This is a genomic window from Photobacterium sp. GSS17 (genome assembly GCF_028621875.1).
Classification (GTDB): Bacteria; Pseudomonadota; Gammaproteobacteria; order Enterobacterales; family Vibrionaceae; genus Photobacterium; species Photobacterium ganghwense.
Map to the genome: position 1 here is coordinate 902,682 of NZ_CP117518.1, position 25,247 is coordinate 927,928.

General features: G+C 46.4%; 25 protein-coding genes. 17 read left to right on the top strand and 8 right to left on the bottom strand.

All coding sequences use genetic code 11. The features are described 5' to 3' along the window. Positions 1 to 63: 63 nt before the first annotated feature. On the bottom strand, positions 64 to 1,272 hold the full coding sequence (locus tag PGW97_RS20535; RefSeq protein WP_047885796.1) for a thiolase family protein: 1,209 nt from the start codon (positions 1,270 to 1,272) through the stop codon (positions 64 to 66). A 272-nt stretch (positions 1,273 to 1,544) separates the two neighbouring features. Between PGW97_RS20535 and PGW97_RS20540 the strand changes: the two genes are divergently transcribed. From PGW97_RS20540 to PGW97_RS20560, 5 genes are all read left to right on the top strand, one after another. Next, positions 1,545 to 1,931, top strand: coding sequence for a MerR family transcriptional regulator (locus PGW97_RS20540; protein ID WP_047885797.1), 387 nt, complete (start codon positions 1,545 to 1,547; stop codon positions 1,929 to 1,931). A gap of 131 nt (positions 1,932 to 2,062) precedes the next feature. Next, a complete protein-coding gene (locus PGW97_RS20545; protein ID WP_273860601.1) occupies positions 2,063 to 3,232 on the top strand; it encodes an isovaleryl-CoA dehydrogenase in 1,170 nt (389 codons plus the stop codon). 72 nt (positions 3,233 to 3,304) lie between these two features. Beyond that, positions 3,305 to 4,936: a carboxyl transferase domain-containing protein gene (locus tag PGW97_RS20550; protein WP_373689512.1), complete on the top strand. Its 1,632-nt coding sequence runs from the start codon at positions 3,305 to 3,307 to the stop codon at positions 4,934 to 4,936. Between the two features lie 11 nt (positions 4,937 to 4,947). Then, a complete protein-coding gene (locus PGW97_RS20555) occupies positions 4,948 to 5,799 on the top strand; it encodes an enoyl-CoA hydratase-related protein (RefSeq protein WP_273860602.1) in 852 nt (283 codons plus the stop codon). 7 nt (positions 5,800 to 5,806) lie between these two features. Further along, a complete protein-coding gene (locus PGW97_RS20560) occupies positions 5,807 to 6,745 on the top strand; it encodes a hydroxymethylglutaryl-CoA lyase (RefSeq protein ID WP_273860633.1) in 939 nt (312 codons plus the stop codon). A gap of 144 nt (positions 6,746 to 6,889) precedes the next feature. Here the strand turns inward: PGW97_RS20560 and PGW97_RS20565 are convergent, their stop codons facing one another. Further along, on the bottom strand, positions 6,890 to 7,168 hold the full coding sequence (locus tag PGW97_RS20565) for a hypothetical protein (protein WP_047885800.1): 279 nt from the start codon (positions 7,166 to 7,168) through the stop codon (positions 6,890 to 6,892). A 286-nt stretch (positions 7,169 to 7,454) separates the two neighbouring features. Here PGW97_RS20565 and PGW97_RS20570 point away from each other — a divergent pair, with 286 nt between their 5' ends. Further along, positions 7,455 to 8,651: a hypothetical protein gene (locus tag PGW97_RS20570; protein ID WP_273860634.1), complete on the top strand. Its 1,197-nt coding sequence runs from the start codon at positions 7,455 to 7,457 to the stop codon at positions 8,649 to 8,651. Positions 8,652 to 8,988: 337 nt separating this feature from the next. Here the strand turns inward: PGW97_RS20570 and PGW97_RS20575 are convergent, their stop codons facing one another. Both PGW97_RS20575 and PGW97_RS20580 read right to left on the bottom strand, forming a co-directional pair. After that, positions 8,989 to 9,888 (bottom strand): VirK/YbjX family protein, encoded by a 900-nt coding sequence (locus tag PGW97_RS20575; protein WP_273860604.1) that lies wholly within the window; start codon positions 9,886 to 9,888, stop codon positions 8,989 to 8,991. Positions 9,889 to 10,522: 634 nt separating this feature from the next. Continuing rightward, positions 10,523 to 10,807 (bottom strand): hypothetical protein, encoded by a 285-nt coding sequence (locus PGW97_RS20580; protein WP_273860605.1) that lies wholly within the window; start codon positions 10,805 to 10,807, stop codon positions 10,523 to 10,525. Between the two features lie 346 nt (positions 10,808 to 11,153). Between PGW97_RS20580 and PGW97_RS20585 the strand changes: the two genes are divergently transcribed. The 8 genes from PGW97_RS20585 to PGW97_RS20630 all read left to right on the top strand — a co-directional run bounded on the left by PGW97_RS20585 (position 11,154) and on the right by PGW97_RS20630 (position 16,186). Next, positions 11,154 to 11,651, top strand: coding sequence for a hypothetical protein (locus PGW97_RS20585; RefSeq protein ID WP_273860606.1), 498 nt, complete (start codon positions 11,154 to 11,156; stop codon positions 11,649 to 11,651). A 206-nt stretch (positions 11,652 to 11,857) separates the two neighbouring features. Beyond that, positions 11,858 to 12,292: a hypothetical protein gene (locus PGW97_RS20590; protein ID WP_273860607.1), complete on the top strand. Its 435-nt coding sequence runs from the start codon at positions 11,858 to 11,860 to the stop codon at positions 12,290 to 12,292. Positions 12,293 to 12,680: 388 nt separating this feature from the next. Then, on the top strand, positions 12,681 to 12,941 hold the full coding sequence (locus tag PGW97_RS20600; RefSeq protein ID WP_273860608.1) for a hypothetical protein: 261 nt from the start codon (positions 12,681 to 12,683) through the stop codon (positions 12,939 to 12,941). Between the two features lie 165 nt (positions 12,942 to 13,106). Continuing rightward, positions 13,107 to 13,919: a hypothetical protein gene (locus tag PGW97_RS25165; RefSeq protein WP_337960374.1), complete on the top strand. Its 813-nt coding sequence runs from the start codon at positions 13,107 to 13,109 to the stop codon at positions 13,917 to 13,919. Positions 13,920 to 14,072: 153 nt separating this feature from the next. After that, a complete protein-coding gene (locus tag PGW97_RS20615; protein WP_207104245.1) occupies positions 14,073 to 14,303 on the top strand; it encodes a hypothetical protein in 231 nt (76 codons plus the stop codon). Between the two features lie 159 nt (positions 14,304 to 14,462). Beyond that, on the top strand, positions 14,463 to 15,428 hold the full coding sequence (locus PGW97_RS20620; protein ID WP_273860609.1) for a phosphotransferase: 966 nt from the start codon (positions 14,463 to 14,465) through the stop codon (positions 15,426 to 15,428). A 60-nt stretch (positions 15,429 to 15,488) separates the two neighbouring features. Further along, positions 15,489 to 15,851 (top strand): MerR family transcriptional regulator, encoded by a 363-nt coding sequence (locus PGW97_RS20625; RefSeq protein ID WP_047885806.1) that lies wholly within the window; start codon positions 15,489 to 15,491, stop codon positions 15,849 to 15,851. Between the two features lie 44 nt (positions 15,852 to 15,895). Beyond that, positions 15,896 to 16,186, top strand: coding sequence for a putative quinol monooxygenase (locus tag PGW97_RS20630; protein WP_273860610.1), 291 nt, complete (start codon positions 15,896 to 15,898; stop codon positions 16,184 to 16,186). A gap of 315 nt (positions 16,187 to 16,501) precedes the next feature. Here the strand turns inward: PGW97_RS20630 and PGW97_RS20635 are convergent, their stop codons facing one another. Next, positions 16,502 to 17,536 carry an AbrB family transcriptional regulator gene (locus PGW97_RS20635; RefSeq protein ID WP_273860611.1) on the bottom strand — a complete coding sequence of 345 codons (1,035 nt, stop codon included), beginning with the start codon at positions 17,534 to 17,536 and terminating at the stop codon, positions 16,502 to 16,504. A 304-nt stretch (positions 17,537 to 17,840) separates the two neighbouring features. On the opposite strand from PGW97_RS20635, the gene PGW97_RS20640 reads away from it, so the two are divergent. Further along, positions 17,841 to 18,767, top strand: coding sequence for a GGDEF domain-containing protein (locus PGW97_RS20640; protein ID WP_273860612.1), 927 nt, complete (start codon positions 17,841 to 17,843; stop codon positions 18,765 to 18,767). A 375-nt stretch (positions 18,768 to 19,142) separates the two neighbouring features. Here PGW97_RS20640 and PGW97_RS20645 read toward each other — a convergent pair whose 3' ends face one another. Beyond that, positions 19,143 to 19,898 carry a metal-dependent hydrolase gene (locus tag PGW97_RS20645; RefSeq protein ID WP_047885808.1) on the bottom strand — a complete coding sequence of 252 codons (756 nt, stop codon included), beginning with the start codon at positions 19,896 to 19,898 and terminating at the stop codon, positions 19,143 to 19,145. Positions 19,899 to 20,128: 230 nt separating this feature from the next. Continuing rightward, on the bottom strand, positions 20,129 to 20,623 hold the full coding sequence (locus tag PGW97_RS20650; protein WP_273860636.1) for a GNAT family N-acetyltransferase: 495 nt from the start codon (positions 20,621 to 20,623) through the stop codon (positions 20,129 to 20,131). A 100-nt stretch (positions 20,624 to 20,723) separates the two neighbouring features. Between PGW97_RS20650 and PGW97_RS20655 the strand changes: the two genes are divergently transcribed. Next, positions 20,724 to 22,604: a DUF294 nucleotidyltransferase-like domain-containing protein gene (locus tag PGW97_RS20655; RefSeq protein ID WP_047885810.1), complete on the top strand. Its 1,881-nt coding sequence runs from the start codon at positions 20,724 to 20,726 to the stop codon at positions 22,602 to 22,604. Beyond that, positions 22,604 to 23,356: a 3'-5' exonuclease gene (locus PGW97_RS20660; protein WP_047885811.1), complete on the top strand. Its 753-nt coding sequence runs from the start codon at positions 22,604 to 22,606 to the stop codon at positions 23,354 to 23,356. Before PGW97_RS20655 ends, PGW97_RS20660 begins: the two co-directional genes overlap by 1 nt. Before the next feature lie 90 nt (positions 23,357 to 23,446). On the opposite strand, the gene PGW97_RS20665 is transcribed toward PGW97_RS20660, so the two are convergent. Further along, complete coding sequence (locus PGW97_RS20665; protein WP_273860613.1) at positions 23,447 to 25,024, bottom strand: BCCT family transporter; 1,578 nt, start codon at positions 25,022 to 25,024, stop codon at positions 23,447 to 23,449. Between the last annotated feature and the right edge of the window lie 223 nt (positions 25,025 to 25,247).

The window sequence follows — 25,247 nt, forward strand, 5'->3', positions numbered from 1 at the left end:
CATCCAAACTACTTATCACGGTCCGTGCCGCCCGATTTCATGTATATGTTCTGTGCGCTTCACTCAGTCAGCGGGCTGAGGTGACACTTCCACAGCAATGGCTGTCGCTTCACCGCCGCCGATACAACAGGTGGCAATCCCTTTTACCGTTCTGCCATCGTTTTTGCTCTGCCGCAGAAGACGATGGATCAGAGTAACCAGAATACGTGCACCACTGGCACCAATCGGATGCCCCAGCGCACAGGCACCGCCATCCGGATTAACCCGCTCAGGTGCCAGTGACAGTTCATTCACGGCAATCTGAGTGACGACCGCAAACGCTTCATTGATTTCCCAGCTGTCGACTTCACCAGCAGACCATTTCAAATCAGTCAGAAGCTGCTTCACCGCATCAACCGGTGCAATGGTAAATTCCGCAGGTGAACGCGCCGAGGTACTGTGGCCTTTAATAACCGCCAGCGGCCGGAAACCCTGTTGCTTAGCAGCTTCGCTGTCCATCAGAATCAGTGCTGCAGCGCCGTCAGAAATAGAGCTGGAATTAGCCGCCGTCACTGTACCTTGCGGATCAAACGCTGGCTTAAGCTGAGAAATTTTTTCGACATTGATTTCATTAGGGTGCTCGTCCGTACTGACCTGATGACTGCCCTGACGCGTCTCAATGGTTACCGGCACAATTTCTTCGTCGAACCAGCCCATTTCCTGCGCGACCAACGCGCGCTCCACCGATTTCAGCGCCCACTTATCCATACTGGCGCGACTGTAATGCAGTTCGTCGGCAACACGCTGGGCATAGACACCCATCAGCTTGCCTTCATAAGCATCCTGCAAACCATCCAGAAACATGTGGTCGTGTAACGTCGCATGACCAAGGCGAAGTCCGGTGCGGGCCTTAGTCTGAAGATAAGGTGCATTCGACATGCTCTCCATGCCACCTGCGACGACCGTCTGATTACGGCCCAACAAGATAGAGTCTGCCCCCAGCATGACGGCCTTCATGCCCGAACCGCAGACTTTGTTAATCGTGGTACAACCTACGGACTGAGGAATACCGGCGCCCAGTGAGGCCTGCCTTGCTGGCGCCTGACCACACCCAGCCGTCAGCACATTTCCCATGATCACTTCATTGACACCATCAGCCGTCATTTCGGCCTTGTTCAGCGCGCCGGCAATGGCATCGCTACCTAGTTGAGTTGCTGTTTTTCCCGACAGTACACCCTGAAAACTGCCTATGGGTGTTCGAGTTGCAGCAATCACCCAGACTTCTCTATCCATCAGTTTTGCCCTCAAATCCTATAGCGGTTGGTTTGCTACTGAATCAGCAGCTGTTTTCTTGACGTTTACGTAAGCATAGCACTAACATTTACGTAAACGTTAAGAAACAAATTAGATACGTGCATTGGGTTTTGTCAAAGCTGTACTGATTTCTTTCCTCTGACTTTGATGTTCCAACTATCGAATCAGCACGATGTCACGGCTCGCCATAGCAACTCTAAGGCTTTGATATTCAGGCTGTTCGTCGAAATCTGACGCAGGGAGGTAAGCCAGTGGAGACGTTCAAAATAAGTGAACTTGCCAAAGAGTTTGATATCACGACCCGCAGCATTCGGTTCTATGAGGATGTCGGGCTGCTTCAACCACAGCGGCAAGGCAGTATTCGGGTTTACCAACGAAGAGACAAAACTCGCCTCAAGCTGATTCTTCGGGGAAAACGCCTGGGTTTTTCCCTAGCCGAAATCAAAGAGTTGTTTGAGTTGTATGACACCAAACAGAGTCAGACCCAGCTGAACAAGATGCTGAGTATCATTGATGACAAGGAAGCCGTTCTGAAACGCCAGCTTGAAGACATCAGTGTCGTTATGAATGAACTGCAAACCGCACGTGAGCGCTGTGTTCAGGCCTTAAACGAGCATCGTGAGCGCAAGGCGCTGTAGTGGATTCATTACAAGAGATTAAACAAAACAAAGAATTAAGACCAACACCTTGAAACGCATCGTGTAATTAACCAAACAGTTATCTATCGGCAGAAGTTTGTTGTTGCCGCAATACCTAATCGGGAGTGGCTATGAAAGACAGGTTTACACCGCTGAATTTTGGCTTAGGCGAAACAATTGACATGCTGCGGGAGCAAATAAACGGCTTTGCCGAACAGACGATTGCCCCACTGGCTGAACAAATTGACCGCGACAATCAGTTTCCGAATCACCTGTGGCCAATACTGGGTGAAATGGGTCTGCTTGGTGTCACCGTCAGCGAAGAATACGGTGGTGCCGATATGGGTTATCTGGCCCATGTGATTGCCATGGAAGAGATCAGCCGTGCCTCCGCGTCGGTTGCCCTGAGTTACGGTGCGCATTCCAATCTGTGTGTTAATCAGATTCACCGTCATGGTACAGATGCCCAGAAAGCACGCTATCTGCCAAAACTGGTCAGCGGCGAGCATATTGGTGCGTTGGCCATGAGTGAACCCAATGCAGGATCCGATGTCGTCAGCATGCAGCTTCGAGCAGAACGACGCGGTGATCACTACATTCTGAACGGCAACAAAATGTGGATCACCAACGGGCCTGATGCCGACACCCTAGTGGTGTACGCCAAGACGGAGCCCAGCGCCGGTTCCCGCGGAATCACCGCGTTTATCATAGAGAAAGGCTTTAAGGGGTTCAGCACCGCCCAGAAACTCGACAAGCTTGGCATGCGTGGGTCAAACACCTGTGAACTGGTGTTCGAGCACTGCGAAGTACCGGTTGAAAACGTGCTTGGCCCGCAGAATGAAGGCGTCAAGGTGCTGATGAGTGGTCTGGACTATGAACGCGTCGTGCTGGCCGGTGGGCCTTTGGGCATCATGCGTGCCTGTATGGATTTGGTTCTGCCGTATATTCACGATCGCCATCAATTTGGGAAATCCATCGGTGAATTCCAGCTGGTACAGGCCAAAGTGGCCGACATGTACACCCGCACCAATGCAGCACGGGCGTACGTGTATGCGGTAGCGGCAGCCTGTGATCGCGGTGAAACCACCCGTAAAGATGCTGCCGGGGTCATTCTGTATGCGGCTGAACTTGCTACCCAACTGGCACTCGATGCCATCCAATTGCTGGGCGGTAACGGCTACATCAACGAATTCCCTGCCGGCCGCTTATTGCGTGATGCCAAGCTGTATGAAATTGGTGCAGGAACATCGGAAATCAGACGGATGCTGATTGGCCGTGAGTTGTTTGAAGAATCTAAGTAAGGACAGACCATGGCGACTATTCAAACTGCCATCAATCGCGATGACAAATACTTTACCGATAACTATCGGGATATGGCGGCGTTGATCGATCAGCTTGACACCCATATTGCCACTATTAAACAAGGTGGTGGCCCTGCACTGATTGAGAAACAACGTAAAAAAGGAAAGCTTCCGGTCCGAACCCGTATCGAGATGCTGATCGACCAGGATTCTCGTTTCCTCGAGATCGGCCAGTTTGCGGCCTGGAAAGTGTACGATGACAACATTCCCTGTGCCGGTGTGGTTGCCGGTATCGGGCGCGTACATGGCATAGATTGCATGATCGTCGCCAACGACCCGTCGGTAAAAGGCGGAACCTATTACCCCCTGACGGTGAAGAAACACCTTAGAGCGCAGGAAATTGCTGAGCGCTGTCACCTGCCGTGTATTTATCTGGTGGACTCCGGCGGGGCGAACCTGCCCCATCAGGCAGACGTTTTTCCAGACAGGGATCACTTCGGCCGTATTTTCTTTAATCAAGCTCGTATGTCAGCCAAGGGCATTCCGCAAATCGCGGTCGTGATGGGCTCCTGTACTGCTGGCGGGGCTTATGTACCGGCGATGGCCGATGTATCAATCATTATCAAAGAACAAGGCACCATTTTCCTCGCCGGCCCCCCTTTGGTGAAAGCCGCGACAGGTGAGATTGTTACAGCAGAAGAGCTGGGCGGGGCGTATGTCCACTGTAAAACGTCCGGAGTCGCTGACTATTTTGCTGAAGACGAAAAGCACGCGATCAGCCTGGCTCGTCAGGCTGTGAGTAACTGCGGCATGTCGCCGATTCCGACGATCCCGCCGAAGAGAACATCCATGGCGAACAGTCCATCGGGGTTGCACGATGCTGACTACAAAACGCCGGATTACTCGCACTTTGATTTTCAGCCGCTTGAGTACAAAGAACCGCTGTACCCAATCGATGATCTGCTCGGCATAGTCGGTACCGATCTGCGCAAGCCTATTAAGATTCGGGAAGTGATCGCCCGCCTCGTCGACGATTCGGAATTTGATGAATTCAAAGCAATGTACGGTGCCTCACTGGTCTGTGGCTTTGCCCGGTTGTACGGACAAACCATAGGTATTGTCGCCAATAACGGCATATTGTTTTCTGAATCTGCTCAGAAAGGGGCGCATTTTATTGAGCTATGCTGCAAACGTAAGATCCCGCTTCTGTTTTTGCAGAACATCACCGGATTTATGGTCGGCAAAAAATACGAGTCAGAAGGTATTGCCAAACACGGTGCCAAAATGGTGATGGCTGTGGCCTGTGCCGATGTGCCGAAATTTACCGTCATCATCGGGGGGTCTTACGGCGCCGGTAACTATGGCATGTGTGGTCGCGCCTACAGCCCGACGATGATGTGGATGTGGCCGAATGCCCGTATTTCGGTCATGGGCGGCGAGCAGGCGGCGGGGGTTCTGGCACAGGTGAACCGTGATAATAAGCGTCGTAACGGTGAAACCTGGACGAAGTACGAAGAAGAAGCCTTCAAGCAACCCATCCGTGAGCTCTACGACAATCAGGGGTCACCCTACTATGCCAGTGCCCGACTGTGGGACGACGGCATTCTGGATCCGCGCAAGACCCGGGAAGTGGTGGGTCAGGCGCTGCTGGCCAGTTTACGCGCCCCGATAGAAGAAAGCACCTTCGGTATTTTCAGGATGTAAAGGAGAGTCAAATGACAGTCGAAACACATCCGGCGCCGAGCGCTGAACAGATTTTCCACCATCAAGATGACGATCCTATTCTTTGTACCCTGGCGACCAATGGAGTCGCCACCCTTACGTTGAATCGTCCTCACAAACACAATGCCTTTGACGATCGCTGTATTGCAGATCTGATTCGCTACCTGACTCAGTTACGCGAGTCAGGTGACGTTCGCATGTTGATCCTCACTGCAAACGGGCAACATTTCAGCGCCGGGGCGGATCTGAACTGGATGCAGTCGATGGTTAACCTCAGCCAGGAGGAAAACGAACAGGATGCCGCCAAACTGGCTGAATTACTTCATCAACTTGATACCTTCCCGACGCCAACGCTGGCACTGGTACAGGGCAGCGCATTCGGCGGCGCAGTGGGTCTGGTATGTTGCTGCGATATCGTTATTGCAATGAAGGAGAGCTCGTTCTGCCTGAGCGAAGTCAAGCTGGGGCTGATCCCTGCCACCATTGGTCCGTATGTCTGCCGGACTCTGGGGCAACGTCAGGCCCGGCGTTTTATGCTGACCGCAGAGCGATTCTCCGGCTATCAGGCCCAAACCATGGGACTGGTTCATCAGTTGGTGGTCACAGCAGAAGAACGTGACGAGTTGCTGGCGCAATTAACCGGGCAGATTCTGGCAAACGGCCCGGCTGCACTACAGGCTGCAAAAGCCCTGTGTAAAACCTGCGAACTGATGCCACTTGATGACGAGCTGAGACAACATACCAGTCAGCTGATTGCAGAGATACGCACCTCGTCTGAAGGTCAGGAAGGTCTGCACGCCTTCTTCGAGAAGCGACGGCCAGTATGGAGCATGCCACATGAGTAATTTCATGATGACCGCTGACGCCCTGGCAAAGGATCTACCGAAGCAAGTGAAAATTGTCGAGGTGGGTGCCCGTGATGGCCTTCAAAATGAAAAACAGGTCAGTACAGAAGCCAAAATTGCGTTTATCAATTCACTTTCTGCCTGCGGTGTTCGCCATATTGAAGCGGGGTCGTTTGTTTCAGCTAAACGTGTTCCTCAAATGGCCGATTCCATGTCGGTCATGCAAGGCATTGAACGTCACTCGGGGGTAACCTACTCCGCCCTGACCCCGAACATTCAGGGCTTTGAAATGGCGCTTGCCGCTGAAGCCAGTGAAGTTGCCATCTTTGGTTCGGCTTCAGAAGGCTTCAGTCAGCACAACATCAACTGCTCAATCAGTGAAAGCCTGCAACGCTTTGAATCTGTCATGGCGCTCGCCAAACTTCATGAGATACCGGTTCGGGGCTATCTATCGTGTGTGATTGACTGTCCATATGACGGTGAAACCGATCCCAACAAAGTCGCCCTGATTGCTCAAACGCTGCTGGAAATGGGCTGCCATGAAATTTCGCTGGGAGATACCGTAGGCACAGGCACCCCTTTGCGGGTAGCGCGTATGCTGGAAGCCGTGAGCAGGCTTGTGCCCCCCTCCCTGCTGGCTGTTCATTTCCACAATACCTGGGGTCAGGCACTTCCCAATATCTACCAGGCTCTGCAAATGGGCATCAGCACCATTGACAGCAGTACAGCTGGATTAGGTGGCTGTCCGTATGCTCCGGGTGCCAGCGGCAACGTCGCCACAGAAGATGTTGTTTATCTGTGCCAGCAGATGGGAATCGATACAGGTATCGACCTCAGCAAGTTGGCCGAAGCCGGATGGATGATCTGTCAGTCGCTGGGGATTGCACCACGTTCCAATGTGTCACTGGCGCTTCGCAGTGCTCAGGAGCGTAATCAGTGTATGTAATAATTTTATAGTTTGTCTTTACGAATCAGCTAACTATACCGGAACAAAAATAAACGAAGGGAATCTCACGATTTCCTTCGTTTTTGTCTGTGAGTGTGTACCAGAAAAACACGTGGTCTTCACAAAGCGTATCGGCACTCGTTATCAGCTGTCAGAGCGCAAGCACCTTTGTTCAGCCTCCAGTTCATTTACTGCACGCCAAAGCTTCTGTTCTCTTTCGAGGAATCGTTCATATTTCGCTCCTCCCTGCTCTACGGTCAGTTTATCTAATGGCCCGATATACTGTTCTGCCTGACTATCAAATAAAGCCCTGAATTCTTCCATGGTAGGTAAACGGCTGTTGCTTTCTTCGAAGTTTTCAAAAATCGAGGAAACTTTATCAGAAATATCACGCTTGATTCCGTCAAAATCTACAGTGTCCATAGGCGTACTCCAATTAGCCATACTTGCATGTCACATTTTGCATACAAGTAAAGGATAGTCGAAGAGCCAGTAACGCCCAGTAAATTGGCCTGTCAGAGTGTAATGAAATATGACGGAATTAAACTCTTGTTTAGGCTATATTTATCCAATAATCCTGAGTGATACGCTGGAATGTTGCATAAGTCTCTTTTTAAAAGTTGGAATAAGATCTCATTTTATAACTCCAGATTTGATTAACTATCAGGTGTGGCACAAAAACTATAATTAAACAGATTGTTTGGTTAACGTGAGAATAATAACAGGAGGGAAAATGAACAAACGGTTCCAACCCTTATTTTTGTTCTCGTTTAATTGTTGGCGGTGTGTGATTCCAGCCGTTACGTTAACCTTTTCACTGCCTTCTAACGCGGCTGAAAGTCTTTATACTGAGACTGGCAATAAAGCGTTAAACAAGGCGAAAACCGACACCCACCTAAATCCTTATACAACCTCCGCGAACCCATATACAACCTCCGTCAATCAGGCCAGCCTTACTGCTGTTGCTGAAACGGATGAAGACGCGGAGGACGATTCGGATTTGGAAGACTGGTTAAACGAAACTCAGGACTCCATATCAGATAGTATCCATGACTACAGCACTGCATTCGACCATTACCTTTCGAAAAAGGACGGTGAAGAGCCGATGGAAAACCGTAGCTATCTGAAAATTCGCTTCAAGCCCCGTTACAGCCACCGCGAGTACTTTGATGGTGATGCCAGTGTTCGACTGAAGCTGGATCTCCCCCACACAGAAAAAAACTGGAAACTGATTTTTGACACAGACCCGGATGATTTTGACCGCCTTGAAGACAAACAACGCGGTATCAGTAATGGCGACAGCAGCAATGGGGCGATTGGCGGCTTTCGTGCACAAGGTCGTAATTTGGGAAACTGGAAAACAAATCTTGATTTAGGTCTGAAGATTAAACTTCCCCTTGATCCCTTTACCCGGGCAGAGATTTGGCGCGTTGATCAGGTTAGTGATAACTGGACGACCCGAATCAAGCAGGAACTCTTTTACTACCATTCAAAAGGGCCGGGATCATTAACGTCCTTGAATTTCTATTTCGCCAGTCCCACAGATCCCACCACTATTTTGAAACTGAGCACCAGCGCCCAGTTTCTGGATGACGATGACAATTGGGAGTTTGTTAATCAGGCAGAGATCTTCGACCGAATCAACGAAAGTAACCTGATGCAATATTCGCTTGGCGTCAGTGCAGACTCTCGTCCCAACTACTCTATCACCAACTCCTGGGTTTCCATGTCCTGGAAACATCGGCTGTATAAAGACTGGCTCTATCTGGCAGTAACACCGGAATTAAATTTTCAGGATGAGTTTGATTACAAACTCAATCCCGGCATCATGATGGAATTGGAACTGTTCTTTACCACCATTGGCGGTATTGACCGGTTATCACGCAAAATTCCTACTCCGGATTAAAACGGAACTGGCTTAAAATCATCCTCTCTGGTTGGGTTTATTTTTTATTGCTGGGAGTGGGTAGCGAGTAGTAAATGATTATGGTGGCTATAGCGCTCGCCAATACTGACATTGATAAAATGTCTTAAGCTGAACATCGAGATGAAAGAACACTAGAAAGAGTGAAAGATGAAAGGTAGCAAGAAAGAAAGGTAGAAAGGTAGAAAGGTAGAAAGGTAGAAAGGTAGAAAGAGTGAGAAAAATAAAAAGGAATGAGAACAAACAATCAAAAAAATGGACACTCTGCCGTTAGCGTCCTTGCTAACGAAGAAGTGCTATCTGATGAGTGATAACAGGTTCAGCGAGCCGCCTGCAGAAGCTGTGAAGCAAGGTCATCTCGGCATTGGTCGAGCCATTCATAGCGCTCACGATACATTTTACGCTTCGGTCGTTTAATCTCTTCCAGCTGACGACGCTCAGCCACTACCGGCAGTTCATAGTACCATCGGTTATGTTCTGTACCGCCCAGCTCTGCCCATAATGCATCGTAGTCCATCATAACCGGCTTCTTGCGATAACGCTTAGACGAATAAGCATGAGCGTCATTCTTTACCGCAAACAACTGCTTAATCCCTAACAGCTCTAATACGATGCGCAGGGCTTCAACCACAAACGACTTCGGTCTCTGGCCGTATAACCCTTTGGTAAACATGCGACTGAAATCCTGCATGTCTCTACCACCCTGAAGCCCACCAATATAGGCTTTGTTTCCGACAACAATAAACGTCACCATGTAATATTTGGTGCCTTGTTCATCACAAAGAACAAGTGTCAGTTCCCCTTCGCGATGAAATTTGCTGTCGTGAATTAACCGAAGCTGAAGAGTGGACGCTTCCAGTGGAATGGATTTGAGGACAAAACCGTCCTGATACACGGCACGACGCACTGAGTGTGAAAATGTGGATTCAAACCAGCCATAATGCTGCAAAATCACATCAACTGTCTGCTGTTTTGACAGACCGTCACGCAAGTATGGTCGCATACACTTTAAGATGAATTCAGGCTGCTTCTCCAGCAACATTTGCCTTTCGCCAAATGAAAACTGGTCATACAGGCTTTGTAACTGACGGTAAGCCAGCATACCACGCACAATATATTTGCCGATATACGCCGACTTTTTCTGCCAGGTTGCATTCTTTATATTTTTAACTACGACACGCTTGGCATAGGTGTCTTGGGCTGCCGTCCACAAGTTCATAGATTGCACCAATGATACAGTGTTCAAATTTGGTGCTAGGCTAGTCGTCGTCATACGAGTTAGCAATCTGGACTTTGTACTTTATTGTATGCAATTGTCAGAACAACATTCATCACACTTGCAATTCTCAGAATTGATTAAAAACCTCATTATAAGTGCTCTAATTTCATACCGTTTTGTTATTTTTAGACTCTGGGTTTCCGCAATTCACCTACACGCCACTATCTGCTTAAGTGAGACGCCGCTCTTTCATTACTCAGATGCACATAATGCGCATTAGATTGATGAGTATTTCATCACATAATCAAACAATATTGTGATGCGGTACATTCATCGGAATTGGGACCAAGGTTAACATTGGCAATGATGAAATCGTTATCGTGACCAGATTAAAATACTGAGTATATACAGGTTAACGGTATAGTCAGTTTTGGGAAGACTATCGGGCAAAAATCCGGAATATATGCAGTTGAGCGAAGTATCCCTGCCCTGTCACATTGATTTGTCATGGATTGAACGTCAGTCGTTCTGGAACTAAACGGCAGCCTAGAAACGGACTAAACAGGCGCAGAGCCTTCTAATAAATTGTTATGTGATAGTGAGCTTTACCCATGAGTACCTTAATGCAAACTTACTATCCTTTGGCTATTGCGATAATTGCGGCTAATAAGCCAACGCACGCTACGGCAATACCAATTCTCTCTTTGGCAGACTCCCATAAAGCGTTATTGTAGTTCTCAGCTCTGTTATATAGCTCATTTGGATCTACGCATACCTTGATCCACTCGATAGAGTTCGTATCAAAAAATACTGAACATTCTTCTATCTCTGCCCATTGTTTTGGATCTGCAATGTTAAAATAGTAGTAAGCTAAGTTCCCAACGCACCATAACACAAAAACGAAAATGATATTCGGCATGCCAAAGCTCCTAGGGGATCAGTTGTAACAACAAATAGTTTAGTTCCGAAATCAAATGCTTGCTTATTTTGTGTGTGTTTTAGTAGGTAGTCGCTTATAACCAGCAAAACAATAGTTAAAGCTGTGCTTACTAAGGGGTCTTATGGAACAGACATTGGGAAATGTGTAATAATTGCAGAGTATGAGACTCCTCAGGCATACACATAACAAAGCATTTAAGAGGGATTCTCAACGCTTGGCAGTTTCGGTTCAAAGTTTAGCTTTTGTGTTTATGGCACAATGGTTTAAGTTGAGTGGCTTGCGTTGTTCACCCCTTAATGCGGCGTTATACGATTAAGAGGAAAATATGGAACAACATTACTTAAATTCTTCCTTTCGAGAGAAGCTAATCGAGCACTCATTGATTAGCGAATTGCTTAAAATGTCATGGAAAAATGGCAGTTGTTCCATCGAAATTTCCAAACCAGAGGTAGACAGTCAAGGCTATGATCTAATCATGGAAGACCTTGGCGCTTTTCGTCATGTACAGCTCAAAACCTCTCATATTGGTTCGAGCACAGCACGTCAAAAAATCCATGTCGCTTTAGCTAATAAACCATCAGGTTGTGTCGTTTGGGTTTACTTTAACGAGATAACGATGGAACTCGGTCCATTCTTGTACTTTGGTGGGGAGCCAAACAAAAAGTTGCCTGATATCAGTGAATTTCCTATTGCGAAGCATACAAAAGGAAATGCAGAAGGTATTAAAAATGAAAGGCCATCAATAAGGGTTGTGTCAAAGTCAAAGTTCGCAGTTTTGAACACAATAGAAGAATTGTATGAGACGTTGTTCAAAATCGTATAACAAAGCGTTTAAGACAGATTCGCAACGCTCGACATTTTTGGTTTGCTTTGAACTTTAGTGTTTACGGCACAATGGTTTAAGTTCGGTGGCCAGCGTCGCTCACTACTTAACGCGGCGTTATGTGCTTTGGAAAAAGTCTTAAACTTTAGATGACCTTGTCTGTTAATCTTGGTATCAGTGATAATCAACTATCAAGGACGGATTTAATGTTTGATTGGACAAATCCTAAGCAAATCGATCTCACTCAGCCATATCTGTATTTCATTAAGATCTCAGCTGAACAAAAGGAGTTTCGCTATATTGGCAAAGCTTCGAAGAAAGCGAGGCTGAATGAGTACAAGTCTAACGTGGCAAAGATTCTTGAAGGAAAGTCTCGACGACCAGTGTTAAAAAGAGATGGCTCTCTTCAATCACAAGGTAACTTGAAATACCGTTACGTTCACCTTGTGTTAGCTAATGCTCAAAAACGGGGTTGGGAAATAGAGCATTACCCAATTGAAAACGTAGCTAAGCAAGACCTAAATTCCCGAGAGTTAGCACTTATAAATGAGCTTGAGTGCAATATGAATGATGGTTCAACTTGGTTCATTGAACAATTTTCTGAACTATCAGAGCAATTGCTACAAACAGTACGCACATAACAAACTGTTTAAGAGTGATTCGCAACGCGTGGCATTTTCACTATGCGTTGGTTTAAGTGATTAAGGTCGTATGCGGCAGAATTGGTATTGCGTTGCTCACACCTTAACAGGGCGTTATGTAAAGCGGGTGAAACCTGTCATTTCTGCCGCAATTTTTTGCCCAATTGGTCGTAAATCATGACAAAAGTTCCTGAGTTGCTTTATTCGATTTTAAGACTAGTACTTGGCTAGTTTATCTGGCTTGATTTGTGAACACTGTTGAGTTCTTTTATTTAGTCAGTTTCTTCGATGGCACAGACTTGGTTTTTTGTAGTAAATTTGACTATGAACTTGAATTTAAAAAATAAAGTGCTTGCTCACCTGAGCGCTAAAGTGAATGGGGAAAGAGATGACAATTTCTAGAGATGAACTAATTAGCCAACTGCAAGAAGCATTAGATGCAGTGGAATCCGCAGAGGAAAATGACACAATTGAGATAACAATTGGAGACACTGACATTACGATGGTAGTGGAAGAGTCGGTTTCTGACGGGGATGAAGACGAAGAAGAAGAGCTCGTCCCTAACAAGTATGGAGAGTTGTTTGACTCCAATGGTGATTTTGTCGGCCACCACCCTGACTGGATTGGAGGTCCAGAAGATAACGAATAGTTAAGTGAACACACTGGTACTTATTATCCATACAATCTGTTTAAGAGTGATTCGCAACGCTTGGCATTTTTGCTATGCGTTGCGTTTTGTGTTTAAGGTGGTATGCGGCGGCATCTGTATTGCGTTGCTCACACCTTAACAGGGCGTTAGCAATTAGGAGATACGATGGCAATTTGTATATATTGCAGTCAAAATAAAACTTTAACGCGAGAGCATATCATGCCCGCTTTTGTCTATGCGTACCAAGACAGTATAAGTGATAGTAAATCAATTGGTTGGAGAGAAAAAGCGCAAAAAGTATTACAAGGTGAAGCTGTAATCAAAGACGTATGTGATCACTGTAATAATGTAGTTCTCGGTACGCTTGATGCTCACGCTAAGTCTGCGCTTGAAAAGGCTGGAGCATTTACTCCGAATTTTAATAAAAGCACCGTAGATTTTGAGTATGATTTTAATCAGTATGCACGTTGGTTGCTTAAAGTAGCATTCAATTCATCTAGGGCTAGTGGAAAACATCTAGGAGTTTTCGATCAATATAAAGATTTAATTCTCGATAAAAATAAAAATTGCTCCAGTTTTATAATTACTGGTGGATTACTGAAACCCTATAAATTAACCAAACAACAAAAAATTGACCATGGTCAATCATTATTTGCTGATTCTTCTGGTTATGTTAACCCATTTTTCTCAAGGGTCTCTTGGGCTCAAAATCTACCAAATGATATTTCAGTTAAACAAATCGTTATTGGTGCTCTTGTGTTTCACGTTGTTAGTTTTAGCCCCAATATTTCAAGAGTTCGAAAACGAGAACTTCAAAAAGAATACCTTAAAATGTGTAAAGGTATGGCAATTTTGAACAAAGGCAGCAGTAGAACTAAGTTATCTCAATTACCACTCACTTTTGTAGATTCAATGGGGCCACATATGCTGAGGGAGGAAGTTAAGCCTCACATGGACAAATTGCTAACAAGTTGTTAAAGAGGGATTCGCAACGCATGGCATTTTTACTATGCGTTAGTTTCAGCGATTAAGTTGGTATGCGGTGACATTTGTATTGCGTTGCTCACCCCTTAACAAGGCGTTAGTTGCTTGGGGAAAATTAGCTTACAGGGAGTAATCAGATTGGTAAAAATGTACGGTTCTGAAGAGACAAGGGCGTTTTGTTGTAATTGTAAAGAAGTTACGCTGCATAGGTACGTAAGTTTCTCTAAGCCAAAGGAAGTAACTGAGAAAAAAGCTAAAGGTTTCTTCTCAGGTCTATTTGCTGCAATAGTTGGTGCATTAATGGAAGGTGAAGCAACTGGTGATTACAAATGTACAGTATGTGGTACCAATCTTCATACACCAGATAATTTAGATTGAGGCTCAGTATCTCTATTACTCTGCTAGTGGCAAGCTTATTATCCATACAAGCTGTTTAAGAGTGATGACTTTAAACGCTCGATAGAAAATTTGGACATAATGCACCATACCATTGGAATAGCGCATATTGACAAGCGCATAGTTAAAGGCAAACTTTGAATGAGTACTCAACCCTGTTCTAAACACCTTTCCGATTGGAAGCTTGATGCCAAATACTGGATCGAGAATACACTTAAACAACTAAATTACGAGAAAGTTGATGAATTAATCATTGTCGAAGATTGGTTTTTAGGTGATGTGTGGCGCATTCCAACAGAAAAAGGAAATGTATATTTTAAAGCAACAGCATCATTGCCACTGTTCTCTAATGAAGCGGGTGTCTGTAACCTTCTTGCTCATATTTTCAAGGATAAAGTGCCGGATGTTTTAGCTATTAATAAAGATCGACGTTGGCAACTAACTAGTGATTTTGGGGAACCGCTGGGTGAAGATGTAGATTTGACGGTGTGGAATGACGCATACCAGATATGGGGGGAGGTACAGAGTTTATCTGTTGAGCATATTAATAAGTTACGACAATCAGGGTGCCAATCACGAAGTATCGAAAATTTAGCAACACAACTCATTTGGCATTTTAACCAACCCAAGATTGCAGCGATTTTAAACGATAAAAATATTGTTTTTGATAATAACCTTTTGTCGAAATTAGAAATAGCAGTTCACAAGCTTAAAGAATATTCTTTGCCAGATTGTCTTGTTCATGGCGATTTACATGAAGGTAACATGGCAAGAACTGCCGAATCTTATTTGTTTTTTGATTGGAGTGATGCTTGCATTACTCATCCATTTATGGACGGTAATTTCATTTATCAGTTTTCAGAAACGAGTTTGAAGCAGAAGCTAATCAAGAATTATTTGTCAAATTGGCGCCATTATTTACCTGAATCAGAATTGCAAAGAGATTGGGAAACTGCAGAACCAGTTTGCTATGCACATCATACTTTAAGTTATGCATCTATTGTTCTGAATGCTATAGACGGTAATGAAGATGACGTAGGTGATTTTACAGAATCATTTACAAGATATTTGTCATGTTTAACCAATTCAATTCGACACAAGAAATAGAACTTAATTATTCACAAAAACTCTAAAGTGCACATACAAAGCGTTTAATAGGGAGTTAATATGAAAATTTCTGAAGTATCAGAAAAAACAAATATTTCAATTCATACGCTACGGTACTATGAAAAAGAAGGACTATTACTGAATATTCGTAGAAATGTTTCTGGACAACGCATATTTGATCAAACAGATATCGAATGGTTGACTTGGATTAAGCGATTAAAATCTACAGGCATGCCACTAGCGGAAATCAAAACGTTTGCGAAACTACGCTTAGCAGGCACTAATACATTACATGATAGAAAATTATTACTTTTAACTCATAAGGTCAATTTAGAACGCGAGATAGAACGACTGAATGATGAGTTAGAAATAGTACGCTACAAAATAAACGCGTATGACGAAAAAATACTTGACCTAGAGTGAACTCTAGGAGTTAGTGTACTGACTTCACTAAAAAGGAGTCATTCATGTTTAACAAAGGTTATTACATTACAGCAGAGTTAAAAGTCAAAGAATCTGTGGACATCAATATAGCATTTCAACACCTTAAGAAACTTTGCGATGAGACATTAAAAGAGCCAGGATGCTCAATTTTTACACTTCATCAATGCATCAATGATAAGAGTCGCTTTTTATTGTGGGAAAGGTTTGATAGTGAGGAAGATTTCAAATTTCATTTCGTTCAACCTCACACATTAGAATATTTGAAGCATGATTTGACTGAGGTGGTACAGTATTTTGCCAGTGATGTAGCTTAAAACGCTTAACAAGAGCCTATGGCGTCAATAGTGTTAATGTTTGGCGCTCATCACACATCACACATCACACCATCTTGGGGCATGGAATTTAGTATCACGCCCCCCATTTACGGCCAAGGCAACCTACACCAAGAGCAACTGACACCAAGGGCAACGCTTCGCCACCCTTTCGGTGTATGCACCCTACTTTGATCGTACAAAGAACGACATTGCGCGGAACCAAGATTCTTCACTACTTCTTATAATTTTCAACGAATGAGCCAGATGCCATACCCAAAGTCATGTCAGACGTCGTCTCTGAATCGATGTCAGCCTTCAGACCCTGTTGGCCGCCCACTTGTTTTTACACATCCAAATGACCGGCAATATGTGCAAGACCAATAAACGAATCACATGACTCAGCATCACAAAAGCCGGTTCCAACCCCAACATCAGCGCGGTTGCCGTCATGGCTTCGACACTTCCCGGCACCCAGGACATCACCAGCACAAGAAACGATTTTTCAGTCAGCGAGCTGAACACCAATGCCACCAACAGGGTCACCAACAGTCCCAGTGACATTACCGCCACGCCTGCAGCCATATAGCTAAGCATCTGCCGAAATGTGACCGTCTGAATTCGCACAGCAACCAGCCCCCCGAGCAGTACCATGGCTATCATCCCGGTTGCCTCCGGCAGCCTTACATTTGCGTCCGGCCACCAGTAACGAGCACCAGCTGTGACAACCAGGCTGGTGACCATATAAGCTGCGGGCAACCCCCATTTTCCCAGTCCGAATCCAGCCACGTAGGACACCAGCATTACTGCGCCCAATATCGCCATGTCCACAGGTGGCTCGACATCAACAACCTCCGCCGCCTGAGCGGCTTGCGTGACCTCGGGTAAACCGTACATAGCAATGGCCGTGGCCAACAACATCAGGGTAACGAGCCGGACAGTATGGGTGAAAACTACACGCTGTGACGGCGCTTTCTGGCTGTCGGCAATGGCCAGTACCGCGCCCATTGCACCGGGAAAACAGCCGAGCAAACTTTCGTCTTTGCCCCAATTAGCCATTTTTCTCAACCACCAATACCCTGTCAGCATTTGTAATGACAAGCAAAACACTAGCCCGACACCTAACTCAAAAGTGAACGTTTCCTGCCACTGCTTCACTTCAAGCAGGCTGCCGACACTAACACCCAGTACAATCTGGATAATTATTAATGTTACATTTGGCAATATCATTGGCCGATGTAGTTTGCCGCCCATTAATACAGCAATCATTGCACCAAACATCCCGCCCATAGGGACCCCGCTCAAGGTGCCTAGCCATGCGCCACCAAACATATAGCCAAATGTCATTAACATCTTGTTGTCCTGAGTATTTTTGTTGAAAACATTGGAACACAACAATTTCATAACAACAAGTTTTCATCAGACAAATAACGTCTAACTTTCTTTACACTCATGTGCATTCTTTACGAACCGTATGCATGATTTAAAAAGATGACAGAGGTCTGATTCTTAAAAGTAATTAACGTTTAAAATACGATTACCCTTGAATTTTTGGAATCAACATCACATATTAATGATATTGATATCTGTGTTATTAATGATGCCGTAGAGGCATAAAAAACGATTCTCAGACAGGCCACGAAAAGTAGTACAATTGATGGCGAAATACCCACGATTACAACAAGATCAGGATAATGCGTTTGCGTCGACATTCGGGATTTTGATTCATGACCATTTCAACATTGAGTATGTTGACGACAACTTATGCCGAATTTTTGGTGCCGAAAATCCAGACACCCTGCTTAACTTACCCGACCTGCTCAGCGTTTTGTGTGATTGTGACCCTCAAGCCGAACGGGCATTTTACGCTGAACTGATGAGTGGCCAGGCATCACCACGTATTCTGACCTTCCGCCTGACCAAACCTTCTGGTGAAGTCGTTCATGTTCTGATTGCCGAGTCTATCATTCACTGGAAAGACAAGATGGCGGTCCAACTTTCGGTCATCGACATTACCGAAAAATACAACGACTTTAGTTCATTAGAGAAAAAAGCCTACATTGATTCATTGTCAGGGCTGACAAACCGGCATGGATTTGAGCGCATTCTGGAATGTGAAATCAGCCGTGCCCGCAAGTATGGTTATCCGATTTCCTGTCTGTTTATTGACGTCGACAATTTTAAAACCATCAATGACACCTATGGCCATCATGTCGGCGATGATGTCATTACGTTGTTTGCCCAAAGCTGTAAAAACAGTTTCCGACAGACAGATTTCATCGGGCGCTGGGGCGGCGAGGAATTTCTGATCCTGTTACCCAATACGCCGCAACAATACTGCCACATGCTGGCTGAGCGCTTGCGTCAGGATGTGGCGCATCAGTCTGTCACGGTTCAGGATGACAAATGCCTGTCCTTTACCATCAGTATCGGCACACAAACGCAGCAGGACGGCAATTACCATGCTCAGCAATTAGTCCGTCAGGCAGATATTGCGCTGAATCACGCCAAAAAACATGGTAAGAACCAAGTCGTCGCTTTTCACGACATTTGCAGGCAAAAGGCCGATAAGCAACTCCCCTAACCTAAATAAAAGCCAATAATTAAAAAGCCCCCTGACCTGTTATGCACATCCCGCTGTTACGATCATTAATGAACACAGTGACTTTAGTGCCATGATTCTCTGGTGTTTTTCTGCAAGGCTTCAGGGCTTTATCCTTATAACTCCCCGACCTTTAAACGACTTAGATTTCCTCACTGTTTTACTGTCATAACGACAACAACCGTTCAATCACAAAAGGGAGCCAAAGCTCCCTTTTGAATGAACACCCTGCAATGATGTTTAGTGGTTAATCATCACAGAGCACCTGTTTTTCACGGATTGAATCTTGTGTTCGGGCAGCCAGCATGCGCACTTCGTCAGCAACAACTGCAAATCCCCCGCCACGACATGGACTCGTTACTGACCATGATGAATACTGTCACGTGTCGAAGCCAACAAACTATCAAAAAATCCGACAACATCTTTCCTGTTCAGCCAATCTGGCTTAAACCGAAAGTCACTCCAATGAGAAAGTGTCTGCCAGGTTTTCTCCAGCGGTGGACTATGAACATACAGTGCCGCAATTAACAGGCACTGTAAGGCACTCAGGAACGGATTTCGTGGCGAAAAAATCTTCAACGCAGATCCGAATGACATTTTTAGCCGCCGGTTGGCTAAATCTACGCTGTAGATTTCATCCAATAGCAGGTGAACGGCTCCGCCACTGAAAATAAACAGTCCGGATAACCACGCCGTTACCTCCTGATAGCCCAGCAAGTGCAGTAGCCAGACGACAAACAGTCCGGCCAGCATGATAAAAGCGACCGAATGACAGCAACCACGGTGCACGGTCAGCTTCTCAAGAGTTGCTTTAAAGTTGTAACGAATGGTGAAGTAACAGAAGGTGCCGTAAATAATCAGCTCAAGCATCGACACCATTTGATAGATGTGACCGACCACACTGAATGTGATTAACCCTCCAAACAACCGAAACAGGGTCGCCATGGATGTGGAGTTGTCAGAATCAATATCGGGCAGTAATCCGCCGATGGTGCCGAGCAACATCAGCCAAAGTGCGGTGATCGGCACAACATGCCCTGCAGAAAGCAGAGCGGTGGCCGCCAAACTACTGGTTAGCGCGGCCGTTCCAAGGTGTGTTTTGAAATTAGCCACTGTAATCACATACCAGGCTGTACCAGTTACCGGCGTACACGCAGATGGAATTTGTACCTTCCGCGTATGACCAGACCGGACAGCCTCGTCTCATAAACTGGATATATGAACAGTATTATGTATCAATTAACCAGGACTTCAATAAAAAACAGGGTTTTAGTGTTTATCGTCGCATAATTGATCAGATTTTCGTCATAATTGACCATCACCTGACGTTAACAGACAAGAGATCACTCCGTTAACAACAACTGGTAAAAGGCCAGATCAAGCCAGCGATCAAACTTATAACCAGACTGCGTGATTAGCCCTGCGGCGTTAAATCCCAGTTTTTCATGCAGACGAATGCTGGCGCTATTCTCGGCATCAATGGCGCCAATCATCACGTGATAGCCCTGCTCTTTAGCCTGTCTGATAATCTCTTCCATCAGTAGCGCAGCAATACCCTGCCCGAAATAGTCAGGGTGAAGGTATACGCTGTGCTCTACCGTGTACTGAAAAGCGGGCTGAGGACGGAATCGACCATAGGTAGCGAACCCCATCAGGGTGCCATCTGGGGTAAACGCGCCGATCACCGGGTAATTTTGCTCTGTTTTTCCCTCGAACCAGGCTTTGATAACCGCATCCGTTCTGGGCTCGTATTCATATAATGCCGTTGTATGTTCAATGGCATAGTTGAAAATCGTAAGGATTTCATCGCCATGTTCGCAATAGGTGCAGTTCTTCATCAAAGTCACTGTCATTTCCTTCTAACAGGTTGAATTTAAAGCAGGTTGATGCGGTTTCATGTATACTGGTTAGCAACACTCAAGCAACACAGGCCATACCATGGAAGCCGAACAAATCGAAATACTGAATTTCATCAGTCAGTATCCGCCATTTAACCAGCTCCCAGAGGAGAGCCTTCGGGACGTTGCCCTGAACGTCGAGGTCGCATACTACCGTGCAGATACTATGATCGTGAATTTTGGCGATGACATTCACGACTTATATATGATCCGCAGCGGTGCCGTAGAGATTTATCGTCGAAAAGGTGAGCTTTACAACCGCATTGATGAGGGGGCCCTGTTTGGACAAATGGGCCTTCTGATGAATAACCGTGTCCGCATGCCCGCCCGCGCTATTGAAGATACACTGGTTTATTGCATTCCAGAAGCTGTATTTAATTCGCTGTGCGAATCGTATGATTCCTTTGCTGACTTTGTCGAAGTGGAAGACAGTGCCCGCCTGCGGAATGCCATTTCCAACCAGTCTGAGGAAAACGATCTCACCACCTCGAAAGTCCGCACACTCCTCGCCCGTGAACCCGTGAAGGTTGGTGCCGATACCACTATCCAGGCAGCCGCCATGACCATGGCAGAAGAAAATGTCTCTGCCATTCTGGTCGTTAACCCCATGCCTGCCGGTGAGGACGATGACATTGAGCCGCTGGTTGGCATACTGACTGACCGCGACTTATGCTCACGTGTGCTGGCAAAGGGACTTGATCCAACCAGCCCGATTGAAGATGTGATGAGCACCGATGTGATCACTCTTGATCACAACGCTTATGTGTTCGAAGCCATGCTGACCATGCTGCGCTACAACGTGCACCATCTGCCAGTGATTCGCAAAGGCGATCCCATTGGTATTATTGGCATGACAGACATTGTCCGCTACGAATCCCAGAACAGCCTGCTCTTAGTCAGCTCGATTTATCAGCAGAAAACCGTTCATGACCTGCGGGTGTTATCTGAGCAGGTCAAAGATTGCTTTGTGCGTATGGTTAACGAAGACGCCAACGCTCACATGGTCGGCAGCGCCATGTCAGTAATAGGTCGCAGTTTCAAACAGCGCCTAGCTGAACTGGCTGAAGAGGAGTTTGGTCCGCCACCAGTGCCCTACTGCCTGTTGGCTCTGGGGTCGATGGCCCGTGACGAACAACTGATTGTGACCGATCAGGACAACGCACTGATCCTTGATGATCGTTATGACGAAGCCAAACACGGTGCTTACTTCGAAAAACTGGCTACCTTCATTTGTGACGGTCTGGCCGCCTGTGGTTACAGCTACTGTGACGGCGATATCATGGCAACCAATGCTGAATGGCGTAAAACCCGCTCGCAGTGGGAAGCCTGTTTTGCAGAATGGATTGATAACCCTAAACCCCAAGCTTTGCTGAACAGCTCCATTTTCTTTGATCTGGACGGTATATACGGCCGGGTCAAATGGGCAGAGCAACTCAATAGCTTCATTGTTCGTCGGGCACGAAAAAATAACCGTTTTCTGGCCTGTCTGGCACGAAATGCCATCAGCCGTACCCCGCCACTGGGTTTCTTTAAAGATTTTGTGATGGAAAAAGATGGCCGACACAACAATTCCATCAACCTTAAACGGCGTGGGACTGCTCCGCTGGCGGATTTGATTCGGGTGCATGCGCTGGCCGTTGGTTCACGTTCGCAAAACTCGTTTGAACGTCTTGATGACATCATTGACGCCGGCATTTTACCTAAAGGCCGGGGACAGGATTTACGTGATGCGATGGAGTTCATCTACATGGTCCGAATCCGCCATCAGGCGCTGGACATTGAAGCCGGCATTGAGGCGGATAACAGCATTGAGCCGGAAAACATGTCTGATTTCGAACGTCGAAACCTGAAAGACGCGTTTCAGATTCTGAGCAACGCCCAGAACTTTATTAAATTCCGTTATCAGGGTAATCGTCGCTAATGAGCATTTTTACCTTCACCCGCGAACAAATGCGTCGCCCGCTGCTCAACACCCGAGCCACCCCTGACTGGCCGACCTTTTTCAGAACCCTGCAAGAAAATGCGCAGGATGAACGACTGAAAGCGTATTACGCTGCGCCGATGGTGAGTGGCGATACTCCACTCTGTGATGTTCCTTTTGTCGCGCTGGATTTTGAAACTACCGGCTTAGATCCGAAGAAACATGAAATCATCAGTATCGGGCTGGTGCCATTCACGTTACAGCGTATTCGCTGTCGGGAATCGGCAGAATGGTTTGTTAACCCGAAGCGCCCGCTCAACGAAGAATCTGTGGTCATTCATGGCATCACCCACTCCACTCTGGAAAATGCACCGGATTTATTGAAAATACTGGAAGAAGTGCTCAACGCGTTGGCCGGAAAAGTGGTCGTGGTCCACTACCATAAGATTGAACGCGAATTCATGGCTGCAGCATTGCAATCCCGGCTGGGCGAACGCATTCATTTTCCGGTGGTCGATACCATGGCGATTGAGTCCGCGATTCAACAACGGGATCACGGCGGTTTCCTGAAACGTATGCGGGGCATCCGCCCCAACTCGGTTCGTTTGGGACGAAGCCGAACGCGTTATGGGTTGCCTGCCTATCATCCCCATCACGCACTGACCGATGCACTGGCCACTGCGGAGTTGCTGCAAGCGCAGATTGCCTATCACTTTTCGCCGGATACACCGTTGTCAGAAATCTGGCTATAGTCACAATTCATCCATATCCATATAAAAACAAGCCATAAAAAAACGCCGTCATAACTGACGGCGTTTTTGTTGAAAAGCTTGTCGAATGAATCAGTCGCGGAAGCGCTCAGTGCGGAAGCCCATAACCAGACTGACGCACATCAGCAGCAGGATGAAGACAAATGGTAAGGCAGTGGATATTGCACCGGCCTGCAGTGCTTCAATCGCTTCGGTACCACCGACATACAACAGTACAGCAGCAACAGCCCCTTCCATACTTGCCCAGAAAATACGCTGCGGCATAGGAGAGTCCATCTTACCGCCCGCGGTAATGTTATCAATAACCAACGAGCCGGAATCTGAAGAGGTAATAAAGAACACCATCACCAGAATAATAGCGATAACCGACAGCAGCGTGCTCATTGGCAATGACTCAAACATCTCAAACATCGCCAGCGGTACCGCTGTCAAACCTTTCTCACCCAGAACACCAATTCCATTCATGACCTGATCAATCGCCTGACCGCCAAAAACGGACATCCACAGTGTTGTTACCAGTGTAGGAACAATCAGCACCGCGATCATGAACTCGCGAATAGTACGGCCTTTCGACACTCGTGCGATAAACATCCCCACAAATGGTGACCATGACACCCACCAAGCCCAGTAGAACACCGTCCAGCCGTGCATCCAGGCCTGGTCTTCACGGCCATGAGGGTTACTCAACGCCACAAAGTTCTTCACATAACCGGCAACCGTCGTCGGCACTGTGCTCATCGAAACAGAAAAGCCCACCAGCGCAACAAACATCAGCAGTGCCAGCGCAACCAGCATATTGATGTTACTCAGCAGTTTCACACCACCATCGATCCCGCGAGCAACGGAAAAGATAGCCAGCAAGGTCACAACCGTAATCACTGCCACCTGAAGACCAATGCCGCCATCAATACCGAACACATGTTCGATACCGCTTGCCGCCTGTTGAGCCCCCAGACCGAGCGATGTAGCCAGACCAAACATCGTGGCAAGCACCGCGAAGATATCAATGATATGACCCGGCCAGCCCCAAACGCGATCCCCCAGCATCGGGTAAAAAATCGAGCGAATAGAAAGTGGTAAGCCTTTATTGAAAGCAAAAAATGCCAGGGATAATGCCACCACGCCATAAATTGCCCACGGGTGCAGACCCCAGTGGTACATGGTTGCCCCCATTGCCACTTCAAATGCTTCAGGCGTGTTCGGCGTGACATTTAATGGTGTTTCATACCAGCCGGTGTAGTACGCAACCGGCTCAGCCACACTCCAGAACATCAAACCGATACCCATACCGGCCGCAAACAACATTGCCAGCCATGAAGTACGGGAATAATCCGCTTCGGCATCTTTACCACCGATACGAATCTTACCGTATGGCGACACAATCAAGGCCAGGCAAAAGAGCACAAAAATGTTACCAGCCCAGATAAACAATGCGTCGAACCCATTGATAATGCTGTTTTTAACACCATTCAGTACCGACTTAGCTGCTGCCGGGTCACTGACCAGCACTGCAACCAGGAACAGCAGGATCAGACCAGCACTGGTTCCAAACACAGGGTTATGGACATCAAATCCCCATTTCTGGATGTTGTCCTGCCCCACGGTGTAATCGGTATTGTCGATACTGTATTTGTCTATACGTTTACTCATACTGTCATCCAACTTACAGAAGGGATGTTCTACAGAAGCATTATTTGACCAGTGAGCGAGTTTTTCCACCCGTTAAAAAGTCAGATGATGATCCTGACAAACACTCTCAGCAAGAATATTTAGCCCTGTAATAATTAACACAATGAAAATATATAACCATTTTTAGACAATAAAAGTCAAGATCAATGTAATTTAGGCCAAAAATGATCATTTAATCTTAAGT

Excerpts from the sequence above, each read along its gene's own strand:
- PGW97_RS20650 (WP_273860636.1), bottom strand. The coding sequence starts at position 20,623 with ATGAAGAACTGCACCTATTGCGAACATGGCGATGAAATCCTTACGATT.
- PGW97_RS20635 (WP_273860611.1), bottom strand. The coding sequence starts at position 17,536 with ATGTTAATGACATTTGGCTATATGTTTGGTGGCGCATGGCTAGGCACC.
- PGW97_RS20630 (WP_273860610.1), top strand. The coding sequence starts at position 15,896 with ATGTTTAACAAAGGTTATTACATTACAGCAGAGTTAAAAGTCAAAGAA.
- PGW97_RS20640 (WP_273860612.1), top strand. The coding sequence starts at position 17,841 with ATGGCGAAATACCCACGATTACAACAAGATCAGGATAATGCGTTTGCG.
- PGW97_RS20575 (WP_273860604.1), bottom strand. The coding sequence starts at position 9,888 with ATGAACTTGTGGACGGCAGCCCAAGACACCTATGCCAAGCGTGTCGTA.
- PGW97_RS20620 (WP_273860609.1), top strand. The coding sequence starts at position 14,463 with ATGAGTACTCAACCCTGTTCTAAACACCTTTCCGATTGGAAGCTTGAT.
- PGW97_RS20545 (WP_273860601.1), top strand. The coding sequence starts at position 2,063 with ATGAAAGACAGGTTTACACCGCTGAATTTTGGCTTAGGCGAAACAATT.
- PGW97_RS20585 (WP_273860606.1), top strand. The coding sequence starts at position 11,154 with ATGGAACAACATTACTTAAATTCTTCCTTTCGAGAGAAGCTAATCGAG.
- PGW97_RS20625 (WP_047885806.1), top strand. The coding sequence starts at position 15,489 with ATGAAAATTTCTGAAGTATCAGAAAAAACAAATATTTCAATTCATACG.
- PGW97_RS20565 (WP_047885800.1), bottom strand. The coding sequence starts at position 7,168 with ATGGACACTGTAGATTTTGACGGAATCAAGCGTGATATTTCTGATAAA.
- PGW97_RS20560 (WP_273860633.1), top strand. The coding sequence starts at position 5,807 with ATGACCGCTGACGCCCTGGCAAAGGATCTACCGAAGCAAGTGAAAATT.
- PGW97_RS20600 (WP_273860608.1), top strand. The coding sequence starts at position 12,681 with ATGACAATTTCTAGAGATGAACTAATTAGCCAACTGCAAGAAGCATTA.
- PGW97_RS25165 (WP_337960374.1), top strand. The coding sequence starts at position 13,107 with ATGGCAATTTGTATATATTGCAGTCAAAATAAAACTTTAACGCGAGAG.
- PGW97_RS20615 (WP_207104245.1), top strand. The coding sequence starts at position 14,073 with ATGTACGGTTCTGAAGAGACAAGGGCGTTTTGTTGTAATTGTAAAGAA.
- PGW97_RS20580 (WP_273860605.1), bottom strand. The coding sequence starts at position 10,807 with ATGCCGAATATCATTTTCGTTTTTGTGTTATGGTGCGTTGGGAACTTA.
- PGW97_RS20590 (WP_273860607.1), top strand. The coding sequence starts at position 11,858 with ATGTTTGATTGGACAAATCCTAAGCAAATCGATCTCACTCAGCCATAT.
- PGW97_RS20665 (WP_273860613.1), bottom strand. The coding sequence starts at position 25,024 with ATGAGTAAACGTATAGACAAATACAGTATCGACAATACCGATTACACC.
- PGW97_RS20655 (WP_047885810.1), top strand. The coding sequence starts at position 20,724 with ATGGAAGCCGAACAAATCGAAATACTGAATTTCATCAGTCAGTATCCG.
- PGW97_RS20550 (WP_373689512.1), top strand. The coding sequence starts at position 3,305 with ATGGCGGCGTTGATCGATCAGCTTGACACCCATATTGCCACTATTAAA.
- PGW97_RS20555 (WP_273860602.1), top strand. The coding sequence starts at position 4,948 with ATGACAGTCGAAACACATCCGGCGCCGAGCGCTGAACAGATTTTCCAC.
- PGW97_RS20660 (WP_047885811.1), top strand. The coding sequence starts at position 22,604 with ATGAGCATTTTTACCTTCACCCGCGAACAAATGCGTCGCCCGCTGCTC.
- PGW97_RS20535 (WP_047885796.1), bottom strand. The coding sequence starts at position 1,272 with ATGGATAGAGAAGTCTGGGTGATTGCTGCAACTCGAACACCCATAGGC.